This window comes from Megasphaera sp. MJR8396C (assembly GCF_001546855.1).
GTDB lineage: Bacteria > Bacillota > Negativicutes > Veillonellales > Megasphaeraceae > Megasphaera.
Map to the genome: position 1 here is coordinate 1 of NZ_KQ958190.1, position 13,718 is coordinate 13,718.

Annotated in this window: 11 protein-coding genes; 1 reads left to right on the top strand and 10 read right to left on the bottom strand. The window is 55.7% G+C overall.

Annotated features, from left to right (window positions below; all coding sequences use genetic code 11):
- Positions 1-92 precede the first annotated feature (92 nt).
- The 4 genes from HMPREF3201_RS06705 to HMPREF3201_RS06720 form a co-directional block, all read right to left on the bottom strand.
- On the bottom strand, positions 93-1,994 hold the full coding sequence (locus tag HMPREF3201_RS06705; protein WP_062412324.1) for a type I glutamate--ammonia ligase: 1,902 nt from the start codon (positions 1,992-1,994) through the stop codon (positions 93-95).
- Between the two features lie 162 nt (positions 1,995-2,156).
- The gene (locus HMPREF3201_RS06710) at positions 2,157-2,606 is read right to left on the bottom strand and encodes a GatB/YqeY domain-containing protein (protein ID WP_062412325.1); all 450 of its coding nucleotides are present in this window, start codon (positions 2,604-2,606) and stop codon (positions 2,157-2,159) included.
- Positions 2,607-2,631: 25 nt separating this feature from the next.
- Positions 2,632-2,811, bottom strand: coding sequence for a 30S ribosomal protein S21 (rpsU, locus tag HMPREF3201_RS06715; RefSeq protein WP_020311403.1), 180 nt, complete (start codon positions 2,809-2,811; stop codon positions 2,632-2,634).
- Between the two features lie 237 nt (positions 2,812-3,048).
- The gene (locus tag HMPREF3201_RS06720) at positions 3,049-3,294 is read right to left on the bottom strand and encodes a hypothetical protein (protein ID WP_154253877.1); all 246 of its coding nucleotides are present in this window, start codon (positions 3,292-3,294) and stop codon (positions 3,049-3,051) included.
- Positions 3,295-3,434: 140 nt separating this feature from the next.
- Here HMPREF3201_RS06720 and HMPREF3201_RS06725 point away from each other — a divergent pair, with 140 nt between their 5' ends.
- Positions 3,435-4,358: an AraC family transcriptional regulator gene (locus tag HMPREF3201_RS06725; protein WP_062412327.1), complete on the top strand. Its 924-nt coding sequence runs from the start codon at positions 3,435-3,437 to the stop codon at positions 4,356-4,358.
- 92 nt (positions 4,359-4,450) lie between these two features.
- Here the strand turns inward: HMPREF3201_RS06725 and hemW are convergent, their stop codons facing one another.
- The 6 genes from hemW to HMPREF3201_RS06755 form a co-directional block, all read right to left on the bottom strand.
- Positions 4,451-5,572 (bottom strand): radical SAM family heme chaperone HemW, encoded by a 1,122-nt coding sequence (gene hemW / locus HMPREF3201_RS06730; RefSeq protein WP_062412328.1) that lies wholly within the window; start codon positions 5,570-5,572, stop codon positions 4,451-4,453.
- Positions 5,572-7,374 (bottom strand): translation elongation factor 4, encoded by a 1,803-nt coding sequence (gene lepA / locus HMPREF3201_RS06735; protein ID WP_062412329.1) that lies wholly within the window; start codon positions 7,372-7,374, stop codon positions 5,572-5,574. The genes hemW and lepA overlap by 1 nt, the downstream gene beginning before the upstream one ends.
- Before the next feature lie 19 nt (positions 7,375-7,393).
- Positions 7,394-8,473, bottom strand: coding sequence for a tRNA 2-thiouridine(34) synthase MnmA (mnmA, locus tag HMPREF3201_RS06740; RefSeq protein WP_062412330.1), 1,080 nt, complete (start codon positions 8,471-8,473; stop codon positions 7,394-7,396).
- A gap of 6 nt (positions 8,474-8,479) precedes the next feature.
- Positions 8,480-9,622, bottom strand: coding sequence for a cysteine desulfurase family protein (locus tag HMPREF3201_RS06745; RefSeq protein WP_062412331.1), 1,143 nt, complete (start codon positions 9,620-9,622; stop codon positions 8,480-8,482).
- A gap of 112 nt (positions 9,623-9,734) precedes the next feature.
- Entirely contained in the window at positions 9,735-11,867 is a 2,133-nt protein-coding gene (locus tag HMPREF3201_RS06750; RefSeq protein ID WP_062412332.1) for a DNA topoisomerase III, read from the bottom strand.
- Between the two features lie 103 nt (positions 11,868-11,970).
- Positions 11,971-13,632 (bottom strand): ATP-dependent nuclease, encoded by a 1,662-nt coding sequence (locus tag HMPREF3201_RS06755; protein WP_062412333.1) that lies wholly within the window; start codon positions 13,630-13,632, stop codon positions 11,971-11,973.
- Between the last annotated feature and the right edge of the window lie 86 nt (positions 13,633-13,718).

The following is a 13,718-nucleotide window of genomic DNA, read 5'->3' on the forward strand; positions in this document are numbered from 1 at the left end:
TTATCATGCCTATTCGGCGCCAAAAAAACGAGCCGTCCCGCACATGCGCAGGACAGCTCGTTTTCTTTATCGCTAAAACGTTATCTCAATGTTTAGAAAGCGTTGTAAGAATATTCGTAGTACATATCCGTCAAGAGGTCCATCTTGTCGCTCATTTCGACCATGAGGTCCGACGCCGTGTCGTAATCTTTGGCAGCCAGGGCTTCTTTGATCTTGGAGAAAATGGACAGGCTCTTTTCCGTGTCGCGGCCCAGTTCCGTCCGCAGGGCGTTGATTTTGGTCCAGCGTTCGACTTCAAGGGCGTTGCTGTCACCGGCAGCATGGAGCTGTTTGGCAGCGATGACCTTGGAGAGGTTTTCCGGAATGAGGCGGTACTGGAGTTCGAGAGCCCAGCGGTTGAGGGCACCGAGGCGGAACGATTCCATGATGCGCTTTTCAAAGGCATCGCAGGCCAGGGTATCCACTTTTTCCGGATGGAGGTCGAGGGCCTTGAAGTTTTCCCATACCGTACGCGGAGCCTTGCCGAACATGGCATCTCGTTCTTCACTGGTGAAGTTTTCAAAGACGTCGACTTCCGAGCGATACGCCCGGTCTTTTTCGAGGTAGTCTGCGTCTTCACCCGGTTTCTTAGACAGTTCCGCCAAGAGCGCTTCGCCGGTCTTGCCGCTGGAGAGGGCATATTTGATGCCGTCGAGGGCGGCTAAATAACCCATGGCAATGGCGATGTAGGTGTTGGTGAAGGGGTTCGGCGAACGGAGTTCAAAACGGGTAGCCGCCGGGCTTGCGATGTTGCGGATGAGGCCGATGAGGACCGAGCGGTTACGGGTCTGGACGTCCGGACGGTCGCCGCCGAGGGCCGTTACGATGCAGACCGGTGCTTCAAAGCCCGGTTTCAAGCGGTTGAGGGAGTCCGTCGTTGCCGAAACGAAGGGGTTCATGACTTCATAGTGTTTGAGCATGCCCATGATGGCGCCGTAACCGACGACGGACAAGAAGTCACTCTTCATGTCCGCCGGGTTGAAGAGGTTGACGAATTTGCCGCTCTTCATGATAGCGCCGATGCCGAAGTGAGTATGTTCACCGGAACCGGCAACGCCGTGGATCGGTTTAGCCTGGAAGGTGACTTCGAGGCCGTTTTCGCGGAATACTTCGCGGACGATAATACGGGCTGCGATTTCATTGTCGGCCGTCTGGACCGGGTCGTTGGCAAATTTCCAGTCGACTTCGAGCTGTTCGAGGACGAAGGTTAATTTACCGGAATCGTCGATCTGAGCTTTGACGCCGCCGACTTCCTTATGGCCCATTTCCGGTTCGAGGCCGTATTTTTCCAGGCGTTCGATGGTCTGTTCCAGTGCCGTACGGACGACGCCGTGAGTCCGCTGCCAGTACTGTTCCTGTAATTTCTGTGAAGCCGACAAGAGCCGGGTAGCGACGTCCTGGCTCGGCGTCTTGACCCAGAATTCCAGTTCCGTTGCCGTCGTCAGAACGATTTTTTCAATATCATCGACATTGACCGACGTACCGGGAAGGCCGTATTCTTTGACCAGGGCCAAGACCTGGTCGCTGACGTAGTCGCAGGTGTTGCGGAGGATCGACCGGGAGTCGATGTAGCCCGTTGCATGGCGAAGGAAGCTGGGGATACGGAGCGTTCCGACTGGTTTCCCCGTTTCCGGATCGATGTTGTCGTCGTTGTAGTCGACGAACCAGTTGACCGACGGGTCGGCTTTGATATCGACACGGGCATTGGACAAGATGGCGATGCCCGGCAGTACAACGGACGAACCGTCGGTCTGGAAGGCCGTCGCATTGAAGAATTTATCATAGTCATCGAAGAAGACGCTGATAGGAATCTTTTCGTCCGTATCATTGCCTGCCAAATCGATGCCTACGAGGGATACGAATTTGATTTCCGGATGCTGTTCCAATAAAGCCAGCACCCCTTCTTTACCATATTGACCTGCCGGAATTACATATACCAACTCATCTTTTGTCATTATGACTCCTCCTTTAGGTGAAAAAAAAGACTCCGATCCCGCAGTTGGGATTCGGAGTCTTCCTTGACTCTTGTTTCATGATTTATTTTGTTTTCAAATCATGCTAAAATAATACAATCATTCAGTCTATTTGTCAATAGATTTTTAAGGAATCTATGGCAATCAACGATGTTGTAAAATTTCTCGAACAATCTTTGAAACAACCTTGCCCTCCGTCCGTCCCTGCACTTTCGGCATGACGAGCTTCATGACAGCCCCCATCTGAAGGCCTTCCTGGCCGGCGATGGTATCGGTGACGATTTGGCGGACTTCATCTTCCGTCAGCTGCTTGGGCATGTACTTTTCCAGTACCGCCATTTCAGCCTTCGTTTCTTCGACTAAGTCGGCGCGGCCGGCTTTTTCGAATTCAGCTAATGACTCCCTGCGTTGTTTCATTTCTTTGGCAATGACGGCGCCGACACCGGCATCGTCGAGTTCGCAATGGCCGCCGTCGATTTCCGCGTTGCGGATGGCCGAACGGACCATACGAATGACGGATAGAGCCGTTTTCCCGGCTTCTTTCGCTTTCATTGCCTCTTTCATGTCCTGAAGAAGTTCGTTCTTAAGAGACATGGTATCACCCTTCTTACATTAACGATTATGCTCTGTACTTCCGTTTCCGTGCTGCTTCGGATTTTTTCTTTCTCCGTACACTCGGTTTTTCGTAGTGTTCACGTTTCCGAACTTCGGAAAGAACACCTGCCTTTTGGCAAGAACGTTTGAAGCGGCGAAGAGCGCTGTCTAACGTTTCGTTTTTACCAACTCTGATTTCTGCCATCTGTTATCCCTCCCTCCAAGGTATGATAGGGAGTGCTGTTACTGCACACAATGAAATTATACTCAGATTATGGCTGTTTGTCAATAACTTCTGAGGTTCTGATACGATTTATCATAAATTCGTCAATGCCCTTAGAGTCGGCTTTTACCAGAGTCGGTCTCCCTTCGAATAAAACCTTTCGCTATGAAAATTGTGCCTTCTTATCGTACATTTATCCTTTACAAGACGCATATTCTGTCAATCGTAGAGACAGGCGCCGACCATGAAGTGTACCAGCGAAGCATAATCCCGCGTATCATTCAAATGGATTTCTACACCGCGTCCCCGGTCGGTCTTTTCCTTTACAAAGGCCAAGGCGTCGTCATCGCCCTTGAGGTTTTGGAAGGCTTCCTCGCGCCGGACCAGGACCCGTCCCCGGCAGGCTGCGACCAGGGCGGTAAACTTTTCCATGTTGGGAATGAAGTAAAATTTTAGTACCATCATCAAGACCTCCTTTGCCGCAGACAATGGCGGCAATCGCTTTTCTCCCCTTCTCTATTATAAGAATACCGTCAGATAGCCCTTGATACAACGAAAATTCAGCCGTATACTATAAGAAAACGGCCAAAAAAGGAGGTTATGCTATGATATTGCAAGACTGTGTCATCCCCGTCAACGACCAATCGCAGGAATTGAAGCCCCACGGAAATGCGGCCTTCCCCTGTGCCGGCTACGCCCCTCATTACCGGCAGGAAGACGGCGACAACGTTCCCTGGCACTGGCACGACGAACTGGAGGTCATCTACATCGAAAAAGGGCAGATGACGGCCAAGGTCCCGTCCCAGACCTTTTCCCTGAAACAAGGCGACATCTTGGTCATCAATGGCAATACCCTGCATTACGCCGTAGCCGCCCCGGAATGCGACCTGCGCTCCTTCGTCTTCAGCCCGGCCCTCGTTACCGGCAGCGGCGACTCGGCCATGGCCGAAAAGTACATCCGGCCCCTCCTTACCTGCCCTTCCTTTTCGGCCTTCTACAGCGATTCCGATTTCGATGATACGATGGCCCGATACTTCCGCACGGCCTTTACGGCCCTGGCTCAAGAATCCTTCGGCTTTGAATTTACCGTCCGGGAAGCCCTCTCTCAAATCTGCCTCTTTTTGTACGGCCGGTTACAGCCTGGCACGACCGCTGAGGCAGTTCCCAGCCTGGACGAAGAGCGCATCAAAAAGATGTTGACCTACATCCACGGCCATTTCGACGAACCCATCACTGTTTCGGATATCGCCGGCGCCGCCGCCATCAGCCAGCGCGAATGCCTGCGCTGCTTTCAAAAGACGATCCAGCTGTCGCCCATCCAATACGTCTTAAAATACCGGATCATGCAGGGCGCCGATCAGTTGGTAAAGGAGCCATCGAAAAGCATTACGGCCATTGCCGCCGCCTGCGGCTTCGACAGTCAGAGCCACTTTGCCAAGACCTTTAAACACTTTTACGCCAATACGCCGCGGCAGTACCGCAAAAGTCATGTCTCCACCCCGATCAAGGAAGCGGTCTTCTCAATCTAAGCCTTCTCTACTATCCAAAAAAAGTCAGGACCATCGAGTCCTGACTTTTTTTATGTCTGTCGCAATATGCTGTTATGTCTTTATTACCGATCTCAGCGGATAAACTTGCCAAAGACGTAGTTGCCATAGGCCAGGCCCTTATCGCTGAGGCGGATCCACTGGTCGGTCGTTTCCAACAATCCCTGACGGATGAGGCCGTCGATGACGGGACCGAAATCGGCTTCAATAGGCCGACCGAACCGGCGGGCATAATCGTCCTTCTCGATGCCGACGCGGCGGCGCAGGGCTAAGAAGCAGTAGTCCTCGACGACCCGTTCGGCGTCGATGGCGATTCGCTCCCCTTCGACGCTGTCCCTTCCGGCTCTTTCGATGTACTGGGGAATGTTGGCCATGTTGGCCCAGCGCGCCGTGCCGTCAAAGGAGTGGGCCGACACGCCAAAGCCGATGTAGGGCTCATAGATCCAGTACTTGCTGTTGTGTTTCGACTCAAAAGGCCCTTTAGCGTAGCTCGAGATTTCATAGTGATGAAATCCCAGGTCGTGCATCTGGTCGTGAACGGCCTTCCCCATGGCTTCGACCGTATCGTCGTCAGGAAGGGTCCAGGTTCCCTTAGAAAGACCATGTTTCAAGGGCGTCCCATCTTCGACGATGAGGCTGTAAATCGAAGCGTGATCCACCGGGAGGTCCCCCAATCGCTGAACATCGCGCCTTACGTCATCGACGGTCTGTCCCGGCAGGCCGTACATCAAATCGATAGACAGGTTGCGGATGCCGGCCTTCCAGGCAGCATCGAGGGCCTGCTCCCCTTCTTTTGCCGTGTGAATGCGGCCCAAAAAGGACAGCATCTCATCGGAAAAAGATTGGATGCCCAGACTCAGGCGGTTGATGCCGCAGGCCACATAGGCCTCGGCCTTTTCCCGGTCGAGGCTTTCCGGGTTGGCTTCGATCGTAATTTCGGCATCCCCCGTGACCGCAAAGGTCTGACGCAGGGTCCTTACGATGGCCTCCATGGACGGTGCCGACAAGATGGACGGCGTGCCGCCGCCGATGTAGATCGTATCGACGGGCTTTCCGGCATACGGCGTGGCCGCAATTTCCCGACAGAGGGCCGGCACGTAGCCTGCCATATAGCAGTCAAGGCCACTGTACGACGGAAAATCGCAGTACAGGCATTTATGGCGGCAAAAGGGGATGTGAACGTAGACGCCGAGCATTACGATTCGTCGACTTTGAGGACGGCCATGAAAGCTTCCTGCGGGATTTCGACGGTGCCGAACTGTTTCATCCGCTTCTTGCCTTCCTTCTGTTTTTCCAGAAGCTTGCGCTTACGGGAAATGTCGCCGCCGTAGCATTTTGCCAAGACGTCTTTTCGAAGGGCAGCTACGTTTTCACGGGCGATGATCTTATTGCCCACAGCTGCCTGGACGGGGATCTGGAAGAGCTGGCGCGGAATGAGGCTGCGCAGTTTTTCGACCAGGGCCCGGCCGCGGCGGGCGGCAAAGTCGCGGTGGACGATGACGCTCAAGGCGTCGACGACGTCGCCGTTGATGAGGATATCCATCTTGACCATGGGCGACGACTGGTAGCCGTTGAGTTCATAGTCGAGGGAGGCATAGCCGCGGGTGGCCGACTTCAAGACGTCAAAGTAGTCGTAAAGGATTTCGCACAAAGGCAGATTGTAGATCAGAGAGACGCGGGTGTCGTCGAGGTAGTCCATGGTGACGTACTGACCGCGGCGGCTCTGGGAGATTTCCATGACCGTACCGACCATGTCCTTGGGGATGATGATCGTCGTCTTGACCAAGGGTTCTTCGATGTGGTCGACTTTGGTCATGTCGGGCATCTGCGACGGGTTGTCGACTTCAACCATCGTCCCGTCCGTGCAGTAGACGCGGTAAATAACCGACGGTGCCGTCGTGATCAGGGACAGGTCGTATTCTCGTTCCAACCGTTCGCGGACGACGTCCATGTGAAGGAGGCCCAGGAAGCCGCAGCGGAAGCCGAAGCCTAAGGCCGACGACGTTTCCGGTTCAAAGAGCAGGGCGGCGTCGTTTAGGTGGAGTTTTTCCAAGGCGTCGCGCAGGTTGTCGTAGTCGTTCGTTTCTACCGGGTACAGGCCGCAGTAGACCATGGGCACGGCCCGGCGGTACCCCGGCAGGGCTTCCGATGCCGGCCGTTCGGCCAAGGTGACCGTATCGCCGACGCGGCAGTCGCGGACGTTCTTCATGCTGGCCGCTAAATAGCCGACGCTGCCGCAGCCGAGGGACGGCACGGGATGCATCTGAGGCAGGAAGACGCCCGTTTCGATGACTTCAAACTCTTTGCCGGAGGCCATCATGCGGATACGCTGGCCGGGCTTTAAGCTCCCTTCCATGATGCGGATGTTGGCGATAGCCCCCTTATAGGCATCGAAGTGAGAGTCGAAGATGAGGGCCCGCAAGGGCTTGTCTTCTTCATCAGCCGGTGCCGGGATGCGCTGGACGATAGCTTCCAGGACCTGGTCGACGCCGAGGCCCGTCTTGGCACTGATCATGATAGCGTCAGAGGCATCAAGGCCGATGACGTCTTCGATTTCCTTGCAGACTCTATCCGGGTCGGCACTGGGCAGGTCGACCTTATTGATGATGGGGATGATTTCTAAGTCGTGTTCCAAGGCCAGATAGACGTTGGCCAAGGTCTGGGCTTCGACGCCCTGAGTGGCATCGACGATGAGCAGGGCCCCTTCGCAGGCGGCGAGGCTCCGCGAGACTTCGTAGTTGAAGTCGACGTGCCCCGGCGTGTCGATGAGGTTCAGGGTATACTGCTTGCCGTCTTTGGCATCATAAATGAGGCGGGCCGACTGGGCCTTGATGGTAATGCCTCGTTCTCGTTCGAGGTCCATCGTATCGAGCAGCTGGGCTTCCATCTCCCGTTCGGGCACAGTGCCGGTCATTTCCAGCATCCGGTCGGCCAGGGTAGACTTGCCGTGGTCGATATGAGCAATGATTGAAAAGTTTCTGATATGATCTGTGGACACCGTATGTTTCCCCTCTTTCTTATTGGATGACGCCGCCGCCGAGGACGCGTTCCCCTGTTTCTGCATCGTAGAGTACCAGGGCCTGGCCGGCCGTAACGGCCCGCTGGGCTTCGTCGAACTCGACGCGCATGTCGTCGCCGTCGGGATAGACCGTACAAGGCGATTCATTGGCAGCGTAGCGGATCTTGCCTAAGGCCCTAAAGGGCGCTGTCGGCACCTGTTCGACCCAGGTGGCTTCACTGGCTTCTACCGTCGTCGAGAACAGGTCTTTTTCAGAACCGACGATGACCCGGTTGTGCTCAACGTCTAAGGCCGTGACGTAGTAAGGACCGCCGGGGCCGCCGAGGTTGAGCCCCCGCCGCTGGCCGACGGTATAGGCGGCAATGCCCTGATGGCGGCCGATGACCCGGCCCTTTTCATCGACGAAGTCGCCGGGCTTAAAGATATCCTTCTTTTCCTTTTCCAAAAAGCCCTTGTAGTCGTTGTCGGGAATGAAGCAGATATCCTGACTTTCAGGCTTATTGAAGACGGGAAGATTCCACTCTTTAGCCAGTTTCCGCGTGTCGGTCTTTTCGAGGTCGGCCATGGGAAACAGGAGGTGCGGCAAGACAGCCTGGGTCAGCTGATAGAGGACGTAGGACTGGTCCTTGCGGCGGTCGGTGCCGCGTAAGAGCGAATAGATGCCCGTTTCTTCGTTTTTAGCGATGCGGGCGTAATGGCCGGTAGCCAGGAAATCGGCGCCAAACTGCTTGGCTTTTTCCCAGAGCAGGCCGAATTTAATAAATTTATTGCAGGCAATGCAGGGATTGGGCGTCTTGCCGCGGCGATAGGAATCGACGAAATAATCGATGACATCGCGGCGGAAGAGTTCGCGGAAATCCAAGGTATAATGGGGAATGCCCAGTACCGAAGCGACGGCTTTGGCGTCGTCGACGGAACTGAGGGAACAGCAGGCGTGGATGTTATCGACGGTGTAGGCCGGGTCTTCTTCCCACAGGCGCAGGGTGATGCCGATGACATCATAGCCCTGCTGCTTCAAAAGGCCGGCTGTAACCGAGCTGTCGACGCCGCCGCTCATAGCTACTGCGACTCGTTTCATGTCAAATCAATCTCCTCTACTGGTCGTCACGGCGTCCCGGATCTGGGACACGGCGTATTCAATATCTTCTGTCGTATTGTCTTTGCCGACGGACAGGCGGATGCTGCTGCGCAGCCATTTTTCGTCGGCGCCCATGGCCTTTAAGACGTGGGACGCTTCGACGGCACCGGCTTCACAAGCCGACCCGGCCGATACGGCAATGCCCTGCAAATCGAGGGCGATGAGTAAAATGGCACTGTCCACGCCGTCGACGCTGAAGTCGATGATGTTGGGCAGGACCTGACGGCGATTGCCGTTTAAGCGGAAGCGGTCATCGCCTTTAATGAGTTTTTCATAGACGATGTCGGTCAAGACCCGAGCCGCCTTGGCCCGGTCTTCTCGTTCTATTTCCAAACGGGCAGCCGCCTCTCCGAAACCGACGATACCGGCGACGTTTTCCGTGCCGGCCCGCAGGCGATGTTCCTGGGGACCGCCGTAGGCTTCGGCCGTCACCTTGAGGCCGTGGCGGATGTACAAGGCGCCGACGCCCTTCGGGCCATAAATCTTATGGCTGCAAATGGTGAGCATGTCGATGCCTTCTTCCAAAGGACGAACGGGCAGATAGCCGAAGGCCTGGACGGCGTCGACGTGGAAGGCAACGCCTTTTTCTTTGGCGACGGCACCGATGGCAGCGATGGGCTGGATCATGCCCGTTTCATTATTGGCGTACATGGCCGAAATGAGGACCGTATCGTCACGAATGGCGGCGGCCACATCGTCTGCCGAGGCGCAGCCGTCGGCATCGACGGGGACATAGGTGACGTCATAGCCCTTTTCCTCCAGAGCCTGGAAGGTGCGCAGGACGGCATGGTGTTCGACGGCCGTCGTGATGACGTGGCCGCCTTGGGGGAAATTGGCCCGCAGATAGCCTAAAATAGCCAGGTTATCCGCTTCCGTTCCGCCGCTGGTAAAGACCAGGTCTTCGCCGCTGACGCCAAGGCAGTGAGCGACTTGACCGCGGGCCTTCTGGACGGCGGCCCGAGCCTGTTGGCCAAAGAAATGGAGGCTCGACGGATTGCCGTAGGATGTCGTAAGATAGGGCATCATGGCGTCCAGGACTTCCCGGTCCATGGGCGTCGCTGCGGCGTTATCTAAATAAATGCGTTTCATTTATATTATGTACTCCTATAGGAACAAAAAAGCCATGAAAAAAATAGCTTAATCTTTATAATACCATAGGGCGGTCTTTTTGTATATCCGTCCTTTTGACATATCGCCAGGATCAGGATTTAGCATACAGGCTGGGCACACCGTCGACGTCGGCACACTTGGTGTTGCAGTTATCGCCGCTGCAGACCCAAAAAACGCCGTACGGGCCGGTCCGTTTCTGGAAGGTCCCCGTTTTACAGCGCGGGCAGGGATACGGCGACGGTTTGACGCCCTCCTTCTTCCCCTCTCCCGCAATGGGTTCCGTGTGGCGGCACTTGGGGTAGTTGCTGCAGCCGTAAAAGTCGCCGTACTTACCGTGGCGCTTGACCATGGGACTGCCGCATTCCGGGCAGGCCTTGGCCCCTTCGACCTTCATGACGACGCCGCCGGCCGCTGTGACCAGGGCTTTCAGGAAATCGAGCTGGTCCCGGAGGAAGGCCTGGAGGTTATCCTTCCCAAGGCTCATCTGGTAGAGCCGTTCTTCCCAGATGGCCGTTTCATCGGGATAGAGCATTTCGTCGGGCAAAGCGTCGACGAGGAGATAGGCATTGTCCGTCGGCTTGAGGTATTTCTTCTTGCCTTCAGCCATCAGGAATTTTCGTTGGATCAGCTCTTGGATGATCGTCGCCCGCGTCGCTTCGGTACCGATGCCTTGGACTTCTTTTAGTTTCTTCTTCAAGCTATCATCTTTGACGTATTTATAAATCTCTTTCATGGCCGCCAATAAGGTCGACGGCGTAAACCGCGGCGGCGGCTTGGTCGCCTTCTTGTCGACCTGGCCGCTTTGATAATGGACGGCATCGCCCTTGCGGACGACGGGAAGTTCCCCCTTTTCTTCTTCGTCGTCGTTCTTATCGCCCTGGTAAAGGACCTTCCAGCCCGGCACGGTAACGGCCTTGCCGTGGGCGACGAAGGTCTCGTCGGCACAGTCGATGGTGATCCGCGTCTGGTCGTATTCGTGGATGGGATAGAATTGGGCCAAATAGGCCTGAGCGATGAGATAGTAGATGCGCTGCTGGACGGCCGTCAGTTTTTCGAAGGGGCAGGGAACGGTCGTCGGGATGATGGCGTGGTGAGCCGTGATCTTGCTGTCGTTCCAGGCCCGGCTCTTGATCTTGCCGTCGGCGCCGGCGGCCCATTCGGGCAGTTTTCCCGCCGGGATGGCGGCGATGTTCTGCAAGATGCGGGGCACGTCTTTCCGCTGATTAAGGGGCAGGTATTCGCAGTCCGAACGGGGATAGGTCGTCAGTTTCCGTTCGTACAGGGTCTGGGCCGTATCGAGGACCTGCTGGGGCGTGTAGCCGTAGCGCTTGCCGGCCAGGACCTGCAGCGACGACAGGGATAAGGGCAGGCGCTGGGCCTCCTTCTTCTTGGACTTCTTGTTTTCGACGATGGTTCCGTCAGGATCGGCAGCCAGGCGGGACAAGATGTCTTTGGCCGCTTCTTCCTGAATGCAGCGCCCTTCCGGATCGAGGCCGGCCTGGGTATCCTTGGGCTGCCACTGGGCACGGATGATGCCGTTCTTATGCTGGAAATCAGCTTTTACGACGTAGTACGTGACCGGTACAAAATCGTCGAGTTCCCGCTGACGGCGGACGACGAGGGCTAAGGTCGGCGTCTTGACCCGGCCGATGGGAAAGACGACGCGATGGCCTTGGCGACGGGCCGACAAGGTATAGGCCCGGGACAGATTCATGCCGATGAGCCAATCCGCCCGACTTCGGGCCAGGGCCGATTCTTTGAGGTGGACGAAGTCACCGTTGCTGCGCAGATCGCCTAAGGATTCATGGATGCTTTTTTCATCGAGGGCGTTGAGCAGGATGCGCTCGACGGGCTTTTCGTTTCCGACGTAATCGAGGATCTCGTCGATGAGCAGCTGCCCTTCCCGGTCGGGGTCACCGGCGTTGACGATGGCGTCGACGTCGGGACTTGTAATGAGGCCTTCAATGATGTGGAACTGTTCTTTACTGGCCGGACTGATGAGGAGCTTCCACTCCGTCGGAATGATGGGCAAATCCTCAGCATTCCAGCGTTTATATTTGGGATCGTAGTCCTGAGGCTCGGCCTGCTGCAGGACGTGGCCGTAAGCCCAGGTGACGATACCGCCGCCGGTACGGATACAGCCGTTTCCCCGCTGATGAGGCTGCGGCAGGCACTTGGCCAATTCCCGGGCCATACTCGGTTTTTCGGCAATAAAAAGTTTCATCGAGCATCTCTCTTTCTGCAATAGACTGTACCCTATAGCATACCATATTTTGCGTTATCTTTATAGGGCAGTCCTCAGGTCAGCACAAAAAGCAACCCAAGACCTAAACGGCTTGGGTTACTTTGGCTAACTGTCCGACGGCGGTGATGACCTTGGCGAAGGCCGGCGGAATATCGTCTTTTTCAAGGGACTGGCCGAGGAGGCGGCCGAGGATGACCCCTTTATTGCTGTACAGCCAGGCAAAATAATAGACGTACAACGCCCGTTGGTTGCGGGGATTGACGTTCCACAGTCTCCTGGCCGGATAGTCGTGGTAATTGATGTCTAATTTACGGCAGGCCTTTTTGATCATGTCCGTCGTCGCCCGGGCGTGATCGCCGCAGGCCGTGTCGATGATACGGTCTAAATCGCGGCGCCGCCCCCGATCGAGGAGGGTCTTGGCCAGATCCATTTCAAAACAGATCTCATGGGTAAAGTAGACGCCCCGTTCCCCCTTATGAGAACTCTTGACGTCGGCATCGTACAAGGCGGCGACGGGAATCTTGAAGTATTCTAAGAGGGCCTTGATCTTTGAAATAGAACTTTCGCCGCGGGCGTTGATAAGGCAGATGCCGTAGTAGTCAAAGGGGATGTTTAAGGTCACGCCGAACTGCTGGAAACAGCCGTACTCCGTCTCGCCTTCGACGATGAGGGCGCTTCGCGAATAGAGGGCAGCCTTGACTTCCGGGAAATGCATGATCAGGTGCTTTTCGATTTCTTCGCTGAAGTGGAAGCAGGCCCCGCAGGCGGCCTTGACCATGCCCCGCTTGTCGCGGTAGAGGCGGATGATGTTGCGGTAGTCGTCGATGAGCGAATCCGTCGAGTGGGTGACGATGAACAGCTGGCCCCGCAGGCCGTCGATGTTGAACAAGTCCTTGAGGAGCCGGCAGAATTGGGGATCTTCATTGCGCAGAAGCTGCTGGTAATAATGAAGGACCGACCGCTGCATATAGGGGTGCAGGTGGATTTCCGGCTCGTCGATGGAAATGATGAGCGGCAGGTAGCGCCTCCCCTTTTCATCGACGATGAGGTTGTGTTCCATGGGCACGGCCCGGCTGAGGGACATTTGATAGACATGGGTAATGACGCACAGGGCCGCCAGGGAAATGAATTTCATGTTGTCCGCCCGGGGCCGGTCCGTGCGGCACAAGAGCTTCGACAACAGGAAGATATTGACGAAGTACGACGAATCGAGGCTGCCGACAGCGACTTCGTGATGGATGAAAGCCCGCGCGTCTTCTGACAGGCTGTCCCAATGCTGTTCGCTCCACTCCGACAGCATCTGCTCCAAGGCCCGATAAATCCGCGGCGCTACCCGCTGCTCTTCGGGAAGGGTCGCCGAATAGGACACGTAGCGCAGGCGGCGGATCAATTCCAAGGGCAGCTCTTCCCCGCTCTCATCGAGGTAAAGATGGGGATACATATCGCTGATGTGCATCTCCATGCGGATGCGCAAGGTCTCTCGGTGTTCTTCGGGCTTGTCGGCGAAGTATTCCTTGTCGCTCTCGAGGAGATGAAGGCCCATGGTGATGATGATGGGTTGTGACGGGTCGGCGTAATCGTCTTCGTCGACGTTGCGGCCGTCGCTCATGTAGGCCAATAGGCGCAGGAGGCCGCTCTTTCCGATGGCGTTTTCCCCGACGATATAGTTAGCCTTTTCGTGAAAGGTCATTTCGACGTCTTGTAAATTCCGATAATTTTGAATGCGCATGGATGCAATATACATGACACACCCTCCTTTTCCTGAATATCCCTTACTATAGGTATTCGACAAAAAACGCGCTGCTCCCTGCTTTTGAGAGTCAGCGCGTT